This window comes from Actibacterium sp. EMB200-NS6 (assembly GCF_001305615.1).
GTDB classification, from domain to species: domain Bacteria; phylum Pseudomonadota; class Alphaproteobacteria; order Rhodobacterales; family Rhodobacteraceae; genus Actibacterium_A; species Actibacterium_A naphthalenivorans.
This window is the reverse complement of sequence record NZ_CP010869.1, coordinates 1,607,510-1,624,207: the sequence shown is the minus strand read 5'-3', so window position 1 is coordinate 1,624,207 and position 16,698 is coordinate 1,607,510. Positions and strand designations below refer to the sequence as shown.

General features: G+C 63.5%; 12 protein-coding genes. 5 read left to right on the top strand and 7 right to left on the bottom strand.

The features are described from left to right. Window positions 1-485 precede the first annotated feature (485 nt). On the top strand, window positions 486-710 hold the full coding sequence (locus TQ29_RS07940; RefSeq protein WP_157445551.1) for a hypothetical protein: 225 nt from the start codon (window positions 486-488) through the stop codon (window positions 708-710). Here the strand turns inward: TQ29_RS07940 and TQ29_RS07935 are convergent. The 7 genes from TQ29_RS07935 to TQ29_RS07905 form a co-directional block, all read right to left on the bottom strand. Then, complete coding sequence (locus tag TQ29_RS07935) at window positions 707-5,311, bottom strand: VCBS domain-containing protein (RefSeq protein ID WP_054538716.1); 4,605 nt, start codon at window positions 5,309-5,311, stop codon at window positions 707-709. The genes TQ29_RS07940 and TQ29_RS07935 overlap by 4 nt on opposite strands. 217 nt (window positions 5,312-5,528) lie before the next feature. Next, window positions 5,529-6,446 (bottom strand): N-carbamoyl-D-amino-acid hydrolase, encoded by a 918-nt coding sequence (locus TQ29_RS07930; protein ID WP_054538715.1) that lies wholly within the window; start codon window positions 6,444-6,446, stop codon window positions 5,529-5,531. Next, window positions 6,443-7,672 carry a M20 family metallo-hydrolase gene (locus TQ29_RS07925; RefSeq protein ID WP_054538714.1) on the bottom strand — a complete coding sequence of 410 codons (1,230 nt, stop codon included), beginning with the start codon at window positions 7,670-7,672 and terminating at the stop codon, window positions 6,443-6,445. The genes TQ29_RS07930 and TQ29_RS07925 overlap by 4 nt, the downstream gene beginning before the upstream one ends. Continuing rightward, on the bottom strand, window positions 7,669-8,910 hold the full coding sequence (locus tag TQ29_RS07920; protein ID WP_054538713.1) for a diaminopropionate ammonia-lyase: 1,242 nt from the start codon (window positions 8,908-8,910) through the stop codon (window positions 7,669-7,671). The genes TQ29_RS07925 and TQ29_RS07920 overlap by 4 nt, the downstream gene beginning before the upstream one ends. Before the next feature lie 72 nt (window positions 8,911-8,982). Beyond that, window positions 8,983-10,020: a DctP family TRAP transporter solute-binding subunit gene (locus tag TQ29_RS07915; protein WP_054538712.1), complete on the bottom strand. Its 1,038-nt coding sequence runs from the start codon at window positions 10,018-10,020 to the stop codon at window positions 8,983-8,985. Between the two features lie 35 nt (window positions 10,021-10,055). Continuing rightward, complete coding sequence (locus TQ29_RS07910) at window positions 10,056-11,339, bottom strand: TRAP transporter large permease (protein WP_235974469.1); 1,284 nt, start codon at window positions 11,337-11,339, stop codon at window positions 10,056-10,058. Continuing rightward, complete coding sequence (locus TQ29_RS07905) at window positions 11,339-11,842, bottom strand: TRAP transporter small permease (protein WP_235974468.1); 504 nt, start codon at window positions 11,840-11,842, stop codon at window positions 11,339-11,341. Before TQ29_RS07905 ends, TQ29_RS07910 begins: the two co-directional genes overlap by 1 nt. 132 nt (window positions 11,843-11,974) lie before the next feature. Here TQ29_RS07905 and TQ29_RS07900 point away from each other — a divergent pair, with 132 nt between their 5' ends. The 4 genes from TQ29_RS07900 (at window position 11,975) to TQ29_RS07885 (ending at window position 16,697) form a co-directional block, all read left to right on the top strand. Next, the gene (locus tag TQ29_RS07900; RefSeq protein WP_054538710.1) at window positions 11,975-12,835 is read left to right on the top strand and encodes a MurR/RpiR family transcriptional regulator; all 861 of its coding nucleotides are present in this window, start codon (window positions 11,975-11,977) and stop codon (window positions 12,833-12,835) included. Between the two features lie 328 nt (window positions 12,836-13,163). Further along, a complete protein-coding gene (locus tag TQ29_RS07895) occupies window positions 13,164-14,777 on the top strand; it encodes a peptide ABC transporter substrate-binding protein (RefSeq protein ID WP_054538709.1) in 1,614 nt (537 codons plus the stop codon). Between the two features lie 66 nt (window positions 14,778-14,843). Further along, on the top strand, window positions 14,844-15,767 hold the full coding sequence (oppB, locus tag TQ29_RS07890; protein WP_054538708.1) for an oligopeptide ABC transporter permease OppB: 924 nt from the start codon (window positions 14,844-14,846) through the stop codon (window positions 15,765-15,767). 3 nt (window positions 15,768-15,770) lie between these two features. Beyond that, window positions 15,771-16,697 (top strand): ABC transporter permease subunit, encoded by a 927-nt coding sequence (locus TQ29_RS07885; RefSeq protein ID WP_369817381.1) that lies wholly within the window; start codon window positions 15,771-15,773, stop codon window positions 16,695-16,697. Window position 16,698 lies beyond the last annotated feature (1 nt).

The following is a 16,698-nucleotide window of genomic DNA, read 5'->3' as shown; positions in this document are numbered from 1 at the left end:
GATAGGAGCATCAGCATGCACACCACACGAATGAACAGCTTTCTGACCATGCCGATGTTCGAGTTTCTGGCCTTCACCGCCTTCATCCTGCTGCTGTCGGGCAGCTAGGGGGTTTACCCCCTGGTTTGTCACGAGGTGGCGCAAGCGGCCGACGATTGAGGATATGAAGACGGGTCCGAAGGAGCTGCGGCCACTGTACTGTAGAAAACCGAGGACGCGATTGCCCCCGCGTTCAGGCGCCATAGGCGTCTACCGCTGGACGATTGTCTCGGTGCCCTCGCACCGGCGATCCCTCAAAGGCTGACCCGCGTACGCCTCCCAGGTCCATACCAGTCTCACGGATAACGGCATCCAGTTTGTCGGGCGGCACCGGAACCGGAACACGATTTATTCTCAGCCCATGCGCTTTGATATGATCTGTGAAGCGAACGGGATCAAGCCCCGTCCAACAAAGCCCCCCTTTGATCCACGGCCAGGTCGAGCGCATGAGCCGAACGATCAAGAAGGCGGCCGTCAAGCGCTACCCCTACGACATGCATTCACAGCTTGAAATGCACCTGAGCGACTTCATCGCGGCTTACAACTACGCGCGACGTCTGAAGACGGTGCAGGGCCGCACGCCCTTCGAAGACATCCGCAAAATCCGGACAAACGAGCCAGATTGCGTCAACGTCAATCCAGCCGACCTCACATTGCGACCGAACACCTAGGCGAAGAGCTCAAACGGATCCAGCCCCAGGTATGACAGCGCGATCTGCCCGTCCGACACCCCGTCTGCGGCATCGAATTCCGCCAAAGATGCCGCCCCGCCATAGATCAGATAGCTTTCCCCTGCGGCAATCCCGCTGCTGATCGTTCCCCCATATGCACCGATGAGGATGTCACTGATGCCGTCGCCGTTCACATCGCCCGCCGAAGAAACCGAGCCGCCCGAATAGCCGACGGCGTCGCCGCCCTTGAAGATGAAACCATCTTTGCCGTCGAGATCGGCGACATCGACGACCCCGTTGAACCCGTCACCCGTTCCGAAGATCACGAAGGCCTCGCCCGCACGGGATACGCCATCGGGGCTGGCCGTGCTCGCGCTGATCAGAAGGTCGTCGATACCGTCGCCGTTCACATCCCCGGCAGACGCGACGGACTGGCCGAGGTCTGCGGTGCCCCTGTCGTTCCCGATCACGAAGCCGCTGCTTGCGTCGAGTCTGTTGAGATCGACTGTCGCGGCGAAGCCCTGCGCGCTGCCAAAGACCACATAGGCCAGGCCCCCCGGGCTCGTCCCCGACAGGCTGGTCCTGTCGTCGACGATGACGAGATCATCAATCCCGTCGCCATTCATATCCCCGGCGGAAGACACCGCGCTTCCCGATCGCGTCCAGGCGCCGGAACTGTGGGTGACGGCAAAACCATCGGTCCCGTCCAGGCTGGCGAGATCGAGGGTTGCACTGCGCGCCCCGTACGTTCCGAAAACGACATAGCTCTTTCCGACATAGCTGCGCCCATCCACATCGGTGTTGCTGGCGCCGATGATAAGATCATCGATCCCGTCGCCGTTCACATCGCCGGCGGAGGAAACGGAACCGCCCATGTTGTCTCCCGCGGCGGCGCCGGTCAGGGTAAAGCCGTCGGTGCCATCAAGCGCGCCGAGGTTGATGCCGGCCCCGAAATTCGTGTCTGATCCGAACACCACATAGGCGCCGCCGCCAGGCTGGACGCCTGGGGCACCGACAACGATATCATCTATCCCGTCGCCGTTTACATCCCCCGCCGCGGAAACGGAGATGCCCGATATGCCGCTGTAGCTGCTGCCGGTCAGGGCAACGCCGTCGGTCCCGTCAAGCGCCCCAAGGTCGATGCTGGCGCCGAAGCCTGACGTCGAGCCGAAAACAACATAGGTCTTTCCGGCATCGCTCTGGCGTCCAACATCGGCCCCCCAGGCGCCGATGAGAATATCGTTGATCCCGTCGCCGTTCACATCGCCGGCAGAGGCGACGGAATAGCCCGACCTGTCGCCGCTTTCCTCCCCCGTCAGGACAAAGCCGTTCGTCCCGTCAAGCGCGCCGAGATCGACCGACGCCCCATGGCCATCGCGTGTTCCGAAGACGACATAGCTCATCCCGGCCGTGCTTTTGCCATCGGGATCGGCGGAATAGGCGCCGATGACGATGTCGTCCATACCGTCGCCATTCACATCCCCGGCGGAAGAAACGGCGCTTCCTGTCGCGTCATCCACCCCGGCGCCTTCCAGGTTCGTACCGTAAACCGCGGGATCGACGATGTCGTTCGCGCCTTTGACGGTGAAGGTGATCGTATTCCGGGCCGCCCGGCCATGACCGTCCGTTGCATAGAGGCCGACTTGAACCTCACGGTTTTCACCATCGTGGAGATCCTGGAAGTCCAGCCCCGGGTCGAAGGTGAGCATGGTTCCATCAATCGAAATGCTGCCTTCGGACGGCCCGACCAGATTGGAATAGGTGAGCGTGCTGCCGTCATCGTCGGTGTCCACATCATCGGCCAGCGTGGCGAGGTCGAGCGTGACCGCGGCACCGTCTTCCATTGCGACAAGCGTGGCATCGGCGAAGGTCGGGGCATCGTTTGTCCCACTGATCTCGATGCTGAGCGTGGAGGTGGCCGCGCCGGTTTTGTCGGCGATGGTGTAGGGAACCGTTTGAATCACGGTTTCCCCCTCGGCCAACGCCTGCGTGGCGAGCAGCGTGTAATCCATGGTGTAGGTATAGCTGCCATCGGAGCCGACCCGGAAAACGCCGTATTGGTCGTGGATGGCGGTCCCGACCTTGCCGGATTCGCCCGCCACCGCCGTCAACGCCAGCGGATCGAGCGGATCGGCCGCGGTGTCATTGGCGAGCAGATTGCCCGAAACCGCATCACCCGCCAGCACCGAGACCCGATCGGTCGCCGCTGTCAGCCCGTCGGGTGCGACAACGAGATTGACTTCCTCCATCTCCGCAAGCGTCAGATCAAGGGTCTCGAAGGTGAAGGTCAGCGCGCCGCCATTGCGCTCCAGGTGAAATTCGTAGTTGGCATATTCCTGCTGAAAATCACTGTTCGCAGCCAGATCCGCATCGACGAAGAGGCGGACGGTATCATAGCCATCCCCGCCGCTGTAGCTGTCGCCGGACAGAAGGCTGTCGGCCGACGTCCAGATGAAGAGATCATCCCCCGCGCCGCCGTCAAGCATATCAGAGCCGCGCCCGCCGATGAGCCCGTCATTCCCGGCGCCGCCCAGAAGGATATCATCCCCCGCCCCGCCCAAAAGCCTGTCATCGCCGTCGCCGCCATCGATCGTATCGGCCCCGGCGCCGCCATCGGCCCGGTCCTTGCCGGCACCGCCAGACAAGGTATCGGTGCCTTTGCCACCCGAAAGCCTGTCGTTGCCGCCATCGCCGCTGAGCGTATCGCCGCCACCGCCGCCCTTGAGCGTATCGCCGCCCGCACCGCCCGCGAGATCGTCCTTGTTTGCGCCGCCGTCGAGCCTGTCTCTGCCGGCACCGCCGATGAGGGTATCGGCACCCGCGCCGCCAGCAAGGGTATCCGCCGACGTGCCGCCATCAAGATGATCGCCACCCGCGCCGCCGTTCAGCTTGTCGTTGCCGCCGCCGCCCAGCAGCCGATCCGCGCCGGCGCCGCCCGAAAGCGTATCGCCGCCTTTGCCGCCGTTGAGCATATCGGCGCCCCTACCGCCGTCGAGCTTGTCATTGCCGGCATCGCCAAACAACTGGTCGTCGCCGTCATTCCCGAGCAGCCGGTCGTTTCCCGACCCGCCCGAAAGCTTGTCATTGCCGCCGCCACCCTTGATCGTGTCTTTGCCGCCGTTGCCCGACACATCGTCCGCGCCGCCCTGGCCGAGCAAACTGTCCGCGCCGCCGCCCCCCGCGATCTCGTCATTGCCGCCGCGGCCCCTGACGGTGTCATCGCCCTTGCCCAGCTGCAGCAGGTCCTCTTTGGCCGAGCCTGAAATCGTCTTGTCGCGTGTGCCGTCGTAAATCCTGACCTTGCCGGAATATTGCACCAGCTCGATCTCGTAGGGCCCGTACTCGTTGCCGAAGGTCGCCTCGACCGCCACCAACATGGCTTCGGTCTGGTCGGCTTCGTAGATCAGGAAATCACGGCGGGGGGTAACGACAAGCCCGCCGGTATCGAGATACAGGCTCAGGTCGAGCGATGTGAGATCTTCTGACAGCGATTTCGACGTGATGACATAGGTATAGCCTTCGACAACCCCGCCTTCGATCGCGAACCAATCCTCTTCGCCGAATATGTTCGCCCAGGCCTCGGGGTCCGGTTCCTCGATATGTCCGCTCTGCTGACCGGGGCGCCCGATGGTGTCAGGCGTCAGCGCATTGCCGCCGTGATCATCCGCCGGCGTGACCCAGACGGTATAGGCGCCGGTATCGCGCTTGTCGGTAAGCCTGTTCACCGCCCCCTGCACGGTGATTGCCACGTCGACTTCCTCGCCCGGCGTCCAACTGTCCTGCCAGGACAGCGAAACCCCCGCCGTCGCGACACCGCCTTCGGTGGAATCGCCCAGCAATTCGTAGTGGCCGGAATTGAGCCAAAGCCCGCTGGCAAGATTTACGTCAACATCGATGAAACTGAGCGGATCGCTGATTTCGACCCCCTCGGCGGTGGCGACATGGATGTCATACACAAAGCCCGCGCGCAGGGCGATGTTGAAGACATCCTTGTCTTCGGAAGTTTCGATCACGCCCGAAAACACCTGATCGGGCGAGGTCAGCGAGGCGGTGAGTTCTTTGTCGAACTGCGCACCGGTCGCCACGTCATCGCCCCAGTCATCAACGATGAAATCCGTCCCGTCCCCTTCGACGACGGTGACCTGGTAGGTATAGGTCTTGTTCTCGTCAATCGTATGGGCCCCGTAATAGGGCTCGAACGCCCAGACGGGCGCGACATACCAGCCCGAGAGATCCGCAGGATCATACAGGAGGTTGAGCGGGCTGTCCGCATCCACGGTCTCGAGGGTGACGCGCGTGTAGTAATCCGCGTAGACCTGATCGTAAGCCGCGATCTGAACGGCCCCATCCCCGGCATGGGTATCCGCCCCCGCCGGCCAGCTGACCCCGATCGGCGCAAAGGCGGTGGACTCGACGTCCAGCGTACCCAGCGCCGTGGAAAGTGCCTCATCCGTTGTCGTCACGATGATCGTGTAGACGGAATTGTACTCCGCCCAGAAAGAGATCCAGCCGCCGAGATCCGCTCCTGTGGAGGTGACCGTGTAGGTCATGCCAACACTCAGAACGGTTGGGTTGGAATAGCTGTCCACCAAATCATACATCGCACGCGCGCCCTGTTGCATCCGTCTCGACCCGCTCAGGCACGCCGCCTCCGCCCATCAAGAAGAGTCCGGAAAACACGCACAAACGAACCTTTTCAATGCGTTATATGACAAGACACGCGTTCGTGAAACCCTCGAAATTCACAAGTCCGCGCAGCCTCGCAGCATGCCCGAACACAGCCCGACCGGCAGCCGGGCTGCGCGCGGCGAAACCAGTTCATCCCGTTGGCTTTGGCGCCGTGATGGCCGCATAATCCGAAGGCTCGCGATGCTGCGCGAAGTCAAAGACGTTGCTGCGGATTTCAGCGCAGCGGTCCAGGTCGATCTCTGCCGTGATCACCTCGTCGGCGCTGGTCGCGGCACGGGCCAGGATTTCGCCGGTCGGCGCCACGATGATGCTGCCCCCGATCAGCTCGCTCCCCTCTTCCACCCCGGCCTTCGCCACGGCCACCGCCCACAATCCGTTCTGGTAACAGCCCGCCTGGATCGACAGTTCGTTGTGGAAATACTGCAGATGATCGTGTTCCGGCGCGGGCGGGTAATGCGCCGGCGTGTTATAGCCCAGAACCACCAGTTCCGCCCCGCCCAGCCCCAGCACCCGCCATGTCTCTGGCCAGCGCCGATCGTTGCAGATGCACATGCCGAGCTTGCCGCCGAAGGCGTCAAACACAGGAAAGCCCAGGTCGCCCTTTTCGAAATACCGCTTTTCGAGATGCTGAAAAGGCCGCCAGTCTTCGTTTTCGCGGTGGCCCGGCAGGTGGATCTTGCGGTATTTCCCGACGATCTCGCCCGCGGCCGACACAATGATCGCGGTGTTGAAATGCCGCCCTTCCGGCGTCAACTCGCCGTAGCCAAGGTGGAAGCCGATCCCCAGTTCCCTGCCCAGATCGAACAGGGGCGCGACGTCGGCGTTCGGCATTTCGGTTTCGAACCACGCGTCGATCTCGGCGGGGTTTTCCATGAACCAGCGCGGGAAAAATGTCGTCAGTGCCAGTTCGGGAAAAACGACCAGCCCGGCCCCACGGGCATGGGCCGTGCGCATCAGCGCGCACATGCGCGCCACCGCAGCACTGCGCGGCTCGTCCCTGGCGATCGGCCCCATCTGCGCGCCCGCGACCACGATTTTTCTGCTCATGTCTTTGCTCCTGCCAGATCGCAAACGAGATCGAGGAGCACCTGTGCGCCCGCCACGATATCCCGCTTGTCGCTGTGTTCTTTTATGTTGTGGCTCAGCCCCTTTTCCGAGGGGATGAAGATCATCGCCGTCGGGCAATCGGGGGCGAACATCTGTGCGTCATGCCCCGCCCCGGACGGCATGCGCTTGACGCTCAACTGCCGCGCGGCGGCCGCCTGCGCGACCTTGCCCACCAGCGCTTCGTCGAAGACCACCGGCGCGAACCGGGCGAGCGCGCGGTGTTCCACCGTGCAGCCCGCCGCTTCGGCCGCGGCTCCGGCCTCGGCCAGCAGGCGCGCGGTTGCGGCGTCGAGCGCCGCGCCATCGGTGTTGCGCAGATCAACCGTCAGACGCGCCTGTTCGGGCACCACGTTGATCAGCCCCGGCGACAGTTCGAACACCCCCACAGTCGCCACCTGCGGCGGGCCAAGCTCGGCCGCGATCCGGTCGGCGGCCAGCGCGATCCGCATGGCCACCTGCCCCGCGTCGCGGCGCAGCGCCATCGGCGTCGTGCCGGCGTGGTTGCTTTGGCCATGCACCGTGAACTCGGTCCAGTGGATGCCCTGCACGCCGGTGACCGCGCCGATGCGTGTACCTTCCTGCTCCAGCACGGGCCCCTGTTCGATGTGCAGTTCGAGATAGGCCGCGGGCGTGATCGGCGCGTCCGTGCCGCGATAACCGATCCGGTCAAGCGCTTCGCCCACCACCCCGCCGCCATCGGTGGCCCGCGTGGCAAGCATGGCGTCAAGATCAAGCGCGCCCTGATAGACGCCCGAGCCCATCATGTCAGGGGCGAACCGTGCGCCTTCTTCGTTGGTGAAGGCGGCGACGGCAATCGGCATCGCGGTTTCGATCCCGGCCCCATCGAGCGCGGCCACAACCTCCAGCCCCGCCAGAACGCCCAGAGCCCCATCGTAGAGCCCGCCGGTGGCGACCGTGTCTATATGCGAGCCGATCATGACCGGCGCGCCTGCACCCCTGCCCGCGCGCAGCCCCCAGATATTACCAATCGCGTCGATGAAAACGGTCAGGCCCAGGGCCTCCATCTCGGCAACCAGCCAGTCGCGCCCGGCCTTGTCGGCATCGCTCAGCGCCAGGCGGCAGACGCCGCCGCCTTCAAGCGCGCCGATCCGGCCGAGGGCGGCAATCCGCGCCATCAGCCGCCCGGGGCTGATCTCGGCCTTCATCGCGCACCCTCGCGAACCGCATCTGCGGTCAGGCCGACAAGCTGCGTGTAAAGCGCGGGGTCTGTATCGCCTTCGGTGCCGAACAGCAGCACGCGCGAAGACGGATCAAGGCCAAGCATCGCGCGCGCCTCGGCATCGCGCAGCGCGGCGGCCAGCCCGGCCAGCCCCGCCACGGCGGATTCCCCGGCCACGATCGCCGCGTCGCCGCCGGCCGGCCGCGCCAGCCGGCGCATCGCCGCTACGGCGGCGTCATCGGTCAGCGCCAGGACCGCATCGGCGTGGTCGTGCAGGATTTCCCAGGCGAGCGCAGAGACCTCGCCGCAGGCCAGCCCGGCCATCAGCGTATCGAGATCGCCCGCGACCGCCGTGGGCCTGCCCGCGCGAAAGGAAGACAGAAAACAGGCGGAGCGGTCGGGATCGCACAGGATGATCCGTGGCCGGCGCGTGCCCCAGCGCCTTACCGCCAGGGCGGTAACCGCGGCGGCCATGCCGCCCACGCCGGTCTGCAGAAAGATGTGGGTCGGCGGTGTGTCGAGCGCGTCAAAAGCCTCCGCCGCCATGACCTCATAGCCCTGCATCACGTCTCGCGGCACGTCCATATAGCCTTCGTAGGAGGTGTCGGAGACCACGAACCATCCCTCTTTCGTGGCGGTTTCCTGCGCCACGCGCACGCTGTCGTCGTAATTCCCGTCACAGCGGCGGACCTCGGCGCCGTAAGCCTCGATCGCCGCCTTGCGCGCCTCGGAGACCGTGGCGTGGATGAAGATCACGCAGGCGCAGCCGAAGTTGCGCGCACCCCAGGCGACCGAACGCCCGTGGTTGCCATCGGTCGCGCAGCACACGGTGATCCGTGCGGCAAGATCGGGATAGGCCACGCGTGTCACCTCATCCATCGTGACTTCGCGCCCCAGCGCCTTTGACAGTTCCGCCTTGAGCAGCCGGGCCACGGCATAGGCCCCGCCAAGCGCCTTGAAACTGCCCAGGCCAAAGCGGCCGCCCTCATCCTTGTAGTGCAGCGTGGCGATGCCGAGCTCTGCCGCAAGCGCGGGCAGCGCCACCAGCGACGTGGGCGCATAGCCCGGCCAGCCGGAGATCGCATCGAAGGCCGCGTTCAGCCCCGCGTCGCTCAGAATCGCGTTCTGTGCCGCCGTCCAAGGATTGTCGCGTCTCGCCCCTTGGTTGAGACGCAGGGTAAAGCCCTCCGGCGTGCCTGGAGCGCGTGAGATTTCAGTGGTCATGGAATCCTCGGAATTATTGGCCCCGGTGGGCGGTGGCCCGGGCGGCACACCGCCGCCCGGGCCGGTCTGGGATCAGAAGCCGGCCTTTTCCTCGTCGATCGAGGTCAGCATGGCTTCGAGCATCGATGCGCCCTCGGTGCCGTATTTTTCCTCGATCAGAGTGCGCACGGCCGGCTGGGCGGCGGCGGCGAACTTGGCCTGCTCCTCGGGCGTCACGACGTTGACCTCCATTTTGGCGGCAAGTGCGGGAAGACCCTTGTCGGAGGCTTCGATCACGCGGCTCATGGCGCGGCCCGCATCGGTGGCCACATCAGAGGCCCAGTTGATCAGGTATTGATCCTCTTCGCTGAGCGAGGCCAGGAACTCGGCGTTCATCGTCCAGATATAGGGCGTGATCAGGTGGTTGGTGATCGAGAGGTATTTCTGCACCTCGTCGAACTTGGCGAAGGCGATGATCGGCACCGGGTTCATCTGGCCATCGGCGACACCCGTCTGCAGCGCGGTATAGACCTCGGCCCAGGGCAGCGCGGTCGGCTGGCCGCCCAGCGACGAGATGATCGTTTCATGCGTCGGCAAGGTCATGGTGCGGATGCGCTGGCCTTCCATGTCGGCCACCGAGGCGATCGGCGCCTTGCCCGAGGTGAAGGCGAAGAACCCGCCGGAATCCAGAAGGCCGAGCACTTCGAGGCCCGTTTTTTCCTCCAGATCGGCTACGAATTTTTCACCGAAGGAACTGTCTTCGTCAATCACCTTGGACGCGACACCGATGTTGGGAAACGCAAACGGGATGTCGAACACGCCGACCAGCGGATAGTGCTGCGCGATGCCGCCCGACGACGAGATCGTGCTTTCCACGAGGCCCGAACGCACTTGTTCGATCACCTCGTTATCCTTGCCAAGCTGGCCGTTGGGGAACAGTTGCACCTCGATACGGCCGTTCGAATTGGATTCCACCAGCGACTTGAACACCGCCGACATCGCGCCCGAATGGCTGGCGAACGGGTCTTCGGGATTGAGATGCGCCAGGCGGATGGTGATATCGGCGGCCTGCGCGCTTGCACCGAGGCAGAGCCCGACCAGCGCCAGGGAGGCGGATTTGAGGATCGACATGGATAGTTCCTTTCCTGTTGGGAATTGCACCGGGGTCAGAGCCCCAGCAGTCTTGGTATGAAAAGCGTGAGGCCGGGCCAGAAGGCGATCACCAGAAGGATACCGACCTCGGCGATGATGAAGGGCCAAAGCTCGCGCGTGATCGCCTCGACCTTCTCGCCGGTGACAGAGGCCAGCACAAAGAGGCAGGCCCCCACCGGTGGCGTCATCAGCGAGATATTGAGCGCGAGAATGATCATGATGCCCGCATGTACCGGCTCCATCCCGATCTGCACCGTCAGCGGTGCCAGCACCGGGGCAAGGATGATCAGCGTGGCGTTGATATCCATCACCAGCCCGATCAGCAGCAGCAAGATCAGCACCAGGGCGATAATGATCTGCGGGTTGTCGGACACCGCCAGCAGCCCTGTCGCGATGGCCTGCGGAATACGGTTGAACGTCATCCACCAGCCAAGGATCGAGGCGGAGGCGATGATCAGGAAGATCACCCCGGTGATGCGGGTGGTGCGCACGCCGATCTCATACAGATCGCGCCAGGAAAGCGCGCGGTAGATCACCCCGCCGACGAACAGCGCGTAGGCCACGGCGATGGCGGCCGCCTCGGTTGGCGTGGCGAACCCGCCCAGGATCGAGCCCAGGATGAAAACCGGCAGCAGCGCCGCCAGAAAGCCTTCGCGCAGGGCCTGCGCCACCGCACGGAAGCTCGGGCGCCCCGCGCCCTTGGGCAGGTTCTTGCGCCGCGCGGTCAGCGCGATGACGCCCATGCAGATCCCGCAGATCAGCAAGCCCGGCAGGATGCCCGCGGCAAACAGCCCCGCGATCGACACGCCCATGATCGAGCCATAGATGATCGCCAGCGTCGAGGGCGGGATGGTCGGCCCGATGATCGAGCCCGCGGCGGTGACCGCGGCCGCATAAGCGCGCGTGTAGCCCGCCTTCTGCATCGCCGGCACCATCGTGTTGCCAAAGGCCGCCGCATCGGCGGTGGCCGAGCCGGTGATGCCCGCGAACATCACGCTCGCCACCATGTTGGAATGCGCCATGCCCCCGCGCATCCAGCCCACCAGCGCATCGGCGAGCTTCACCAGCCCCTGCGTGATGCCCGAACGGTTCATGATCTCGCCCGCAAGGATGAAAAACGGCATGGCGAGAAAGGGAAAGAGATCCAGCCCGGCAAAGATCCGGTCGGGGGCCATCTGCATGAAGCGCGGCCCCATATCCAGAATGCCGATCATCCCCGCCACGCCGATGGAAAAGCCCACCGGCATTCCGATCGCCATCAACCCGAAGAACGCGATTGCCACCAACAAGGTACCCATCAGTTATCTCCCGTCGGAACAATGGTGGCACCGGTCGCCTCTGGCGCGCTTTCGGCGAAATAGTCGTGGATGCCGATCAGGGCCAACTGGATACAGGCAACAGCGGCCGCCAGCGGGACACCCATGAACGGATACCCCTTGGGCATGTCGTAAATCATGGTCAGGCGCGAAAACCCCTTGGCGGCGAAACCGATGCCATAGAAGAAAAGCGCGAAGAAAAAGACGAAGGCGATCACATCGAAAGAGACCGCCAGCCAGCGCCGCACCCGTGCCGGAAGACGCCCGAAGATGAACTCGACGCCGATATGCTCGCGATGCGCGATGCCCGACGACACCGCCAGAAGCGCCATCCAGATCATCAGGTAGCGCGCCAGTTCCTCGGTGAAGGTCAGCGGCAGGGGGATGACGTACCGCACCAGAATGCCCAGCCAGACGTCCAGAACCAGCACCGCCAGAAGCGCGACGCAGATACGCTCCACGCCCCAGTTGACTCTCAGGCTCAATCGCTTTGCTCTGATCGCTATGTGTGACACCGCGCGAATATCCCCAGATTGCGAGTCTTGACGACGTGACGAAAATATTTTTCCATCAGTCAGTAAATAATGAAATCTCATTTTCTCCACCGGAGTCAAAGCATGCCCAATAATCAAGCAAAAATCGGCAGCCAAACGATGGCGCGGCGTATTCATGAGGCATATTCGGGATTATCCGAGGGCGAACGGCGGATCGCGGAAACCATTCTCCAAAGCCCGGCCGAGCTCGCCGTGTTCACCGCCTCGGAACTGGCCGGTCAGGCCGGTGTATCCAATGCAACCGTCAGCCGGTTCTTCCGGCGCCTCGGCTACAGCAATTTCGAAGAGGCCCGGCAGGACGCACGCCGGATGCGGGCGCTGGGATCACCGCTCTACACCGGGCGCAAATCTACGGACAGGAGCGACCCCGTATCAGAGCTGATCCGCAGTGAGATCGCCCTGCTCGAGACAACCTTGACCCGGGTGAATCCGCTCACGATCAAGGAAATCGGCCAGGCCATCGCGACAGCGCCCCGCATCCGCACCCTGGGCTACCGCAACAGCCATTTCCTGGCACAATACGCCACGGCCCAGCTCGCACAGATGCGCCCCGGCGTGTCGCCGCTGCTCTTGCCGGGGCAGACCCAGGCCGAGGGCATCTCGATGCTTGGCAAGGGCGATCTCGCCATCATCGTGGGCCTTCGCAGGCGCCCATCGGGTTTCGTCCGCGCGGTCGAGGAGATCGCGGAGCGTGGCGCCAGCATCCTTTTGATCGCCGACCAAACCATCCGGGCCGCCCCGGCCTTCGCGACATGGACGCTCGAATGCGCCGTCGACACACCCCAGTTCGCGGATTCCTATGTTGGCGCGGTCTCGATGCTGCGGCTGCTGACCCTGGAAACACGCCGCGCGCTGGGAGAGGCGGGCCGGGTCTATCTCGAAGAGGTCGAGGAGCTTCGCGGGCGGCTGGGCGAGCTGGAATAGACCTGACGGCAAGATCCGCCGCAGCGCGCAGAATCGCTTCGGGGGCGCGAGGAAGGCCCGTTTCAGGAATGCGGCGCCCGTCCGATCACGGTCTGCCCGGAAAAACGTCAGCTTTCCGCCCCGCCAGACCGTATTCGCCAAAAAATGCGCAGCACTGATAAGCCCGATGCCCCTGGCCCTGCCTCATCTCTTCAAATCAGAATATTACTCGACGTAAGGGCTCGCCCGTCTTGAACTCTGCAATCGTTGGTGGTGCAGTAAGCCTATGCCCCGGCAACGGCATCGTTCGGGCGGCGCAGTTTTCAACCACACGGCAAAGAGGTCATCTATGAAACGGACACTGCTTTTTTCATTCCTGCTCGGCACGTCGCTGGCGACGGCGGCGCTCGCGGCCAGCCACATGAAAGATGGCGTGGCGCTCGCCGACGAACAGGTGTTCACCTACCGCGTTCTAGATGACATCAAATCCTTCGACCCGCAGATCAACACCGATGTCGACGGCTCCGGCGTGCTGCGCGACCTGTTCGAAGGGCTTTTCAACGATGATGCGATCGGCGATCAGGTGCCCGGCGCGGCCAAGGGCTATACGCTCAGCGAAGACAAGAAAACCTATACCTTCACCCTGCGCGATGCGAAATGGTCGAACGGCACGCCGGTGAAAGCGTCGGATTTCGTCTATGCGTGGCGCCGGCTGGTCGATCCGGCGACAGCTTCGGAATATGCGTGGTACATGGAGCTGATGGGCGTCACCAACGCCTCGGCGGTCACCAAGGGCGAACTGCCGCCCGAAGAGCTGGGTGTGACGGCACTCGACGACAAGACGCTGCAGGTGACGATCGACCAGCCCCTGCCCTATTTCATCTCGATGCTCACCCATTCCTCGACCTTCCCGGTGCCGCAGGCCGTTGTCGAGGAACTGGGCGATCAATGGACCAGGCCGGGCAATCTTGTCGGCAACGGCGCCTATGTGCTGACCGAATACCAGCCGGGTGAACGCGTGGTGCGCGAACGCAATCCCGAATACTGGAATAACGATGAAACGATCATCGACAAGACCGTCGCCCTGATCATCAATGACGAAAACCAGGCGCTGACCCGCTATCTGGCCGATGAGCTGGACAAGACCGATGTGCCCGCCGGCCAGTACCCGAGGCTCAAGGCCGAGTACCCCGAAGAGGCCTATTCCTTCCCCCGCTCCTGCTCCTACATCTATTTCTTCAACATGGGCGAGAACGGGCCGGAGTACTTGAAGGACGTGCGCGTGCGCAAGGCGCTGTCCTATGCCATCGACCGCGACATCATCGTCGAGCGTATCCTGCAGGGTGGCCAGTACCCGTCTTACAACTTCACCCATCAGGCGACCGCGGGCTTCAAGCTGCCGCCGATCGAATGGGCGGAATGGACTCAGGCCGAGCGCAATGAAAAGGCCAAGGCGCTGCTGGCCGAGGCCGGCTATGGCAAGGACAACCCGCTGAAGGTCACCATCAACTACAACACCGACGAGGGGCACAAGAAGATCGCCATCGCCGCGTCGCAGTTCTGGAAACAGACGCTGGGCGTCGAGACCGAGCTGGCGAATTACGAATGGAAGGTCCACACCGACAAGATGCAGAAGGGCGATTACGAAATCGGCCGCTATGCCTGGTGCGGCGACTATAACGAAGCTTCGACCTATCTGGATCTGATGACCAGCTATTCGGGCCACAACAACGCCAAATATTCGGATCCGGAATATGACCGCCTGATGGCCGAATCCAAGACCATGGCCGACCCGCAGCCGAACTATACCGCCGCCGAGGCGATGCTGGCCGAGGCGATGCCTTTCGCGCCGATCTATCAGTACACCGGCGTGATCATGCTCAAGCCCGAGGCCAAGGGCTGGCCCGTCGAGAACCTGATGCAGAACTGGTATTCGCGCGATCTATATATCACCGCCGAATAACCCGTTGCGCGGGGCGCCCCGTGTCGGGCGCCCCACCCCTTTGTGTCATCCGGCGGTTTGCTCCCCATGTTCAACTTCATACTGAAACGGCTGGCCGTGGCCGTGCCTACACTGCTTATCCTCATCATTCTGTCTTATGTGCTGATGCATGCGGCCCCCGGCGGCCCCTTCACCCAGGAACGCGCCGTCCCGCCCGAGATCATGGCCAATCTCGAGGCGAAATACGGGCTGAATCAGCCGCTGTGGAAACAGATCCTGACCTATGTGACGGATGTGACCACCCGGTTCGATTTCGGCCCCTCCTTCGTCTACAAGGACCGGAGTGTGAACGAGATCATTGCCCAGGGCTTTCCGATCACCCTGACCTACGGCACGATATCCTTCGTCGTCGCGGTGCTGGCGGGCTGTACGCTGGGCGTGCTGGCGGCGGTCTATCACAACAGCTGGCTGGATTACCTGGCCGTCGGCATCTCGGTCGGGGCGCAGGTGCTGCCCAATTTCGTGATGGCGCCCATCCTGGTTCTGGTCTTCACCCTGTGGCTGGGCTGGTTGCCCGGCGGCGGCTGGCAAGGGGGCGAATGGCAGTTCCTCGTGATGCCGGTGATCGCGCTTTCGACCAGTTTCATGGCCTCTATCGCGCGGATCACACGCTCTTCGATGCTCGAGGTGCTGAACGCCAATCACATCCGCACCGCCCGCGCCAAGGGTCTGCCGACCCGCCGGGTGATCCTGCGCCACGCGCTGAAACCCGCGCTGCTGCCGGTGATTTCCTATCTCGGCCCGGCCTTCGTGACCATGATCACCGGTTCAGTGGTGATTGACATGTTCTTTTCCACCGGCGGCATCGGCTTGTTCTTCGTCAACGCCGCGTTGAACCGGGACTATTCCGTGATGATGGGCATCACCATTCTGGTGGGCGGGCTGACCATCATCTTCAACCTTGTCGTCGATATCCTCTACGCCTGGATCGACCCGAAAATCCGGTACTGAGCCATGATCATCGAAAAAGAGAAAATGACCAGCCTGGCCGACCGGCTGGTCGAGCAGGAGGTGAAGGGCCGGTCGCCCTGGACCGATGCGCGCAAACGTTTCCTGAGGAACCGTGCCGCGATGGCCGGGCTCGTGGTCCTGGTACTGGTTCTGATCTTCGCCGCGACCGGGCCGTTTCTGGCGCGGTTTTCCATTGACGAGATCGACTTCATGATCATCGGCCAGGTGGCGGAACTGGGCGGCCCCTCGTTCGAGACGGGCCACTACTTCGGCACCGACGATCTGGGCCGCGACCTGTTCGCGCGGGTCGTTCAGGGCACGCAGGTATCGCTGATGGTGGGCATCGTGGGCGCGGGGATCGCGGTGATCGCGGGCACGCTTTACGGCGCGGTTGCGGGCTATGCCGGCGGCGCGCTCGACAACCTGATGATGCGCGCCGTCGATATCCTGATGGCCATCCCCTACATGTTCGTGCTGATCCTGCTGCTGGTGATCTTCGGCCGCTCGATCGGGATGCTGTTCGTGGGCATCGGCCTTCTGTCGTGGCTCGACATGTCACGCATCGTGCGCGGTCAGACCCTTTCGCTGAAGAACAAGGAATTCATCGAGGCCGCGCGCGCCACCGGCGTTTCCGGCTTTCGCATCATCATCCGGCATATCGTGCCCAACCTTCTGGGGGTGGTGGCCGTTTATGCCACGCTTCTGGTGCCGCTGATGATCCTGACCGAAAGCTTCATCAGCTTCCTGGGTCTCGGCGTGCAGGAGCCGCTGACCTCCTGGGGTGCGCTGATCTCCGAAGGCGCGGGGACGATGCAATACGGCACGCTCTGGCAGCTTGCCTTCCCGCTGTTCTTTTTCGTCATCACCCTGTTCGGCTTCTTCTTCGTGGGCGATGGCCTGCGCGATGCGCTTGACCCGAAGGACCGCTGAC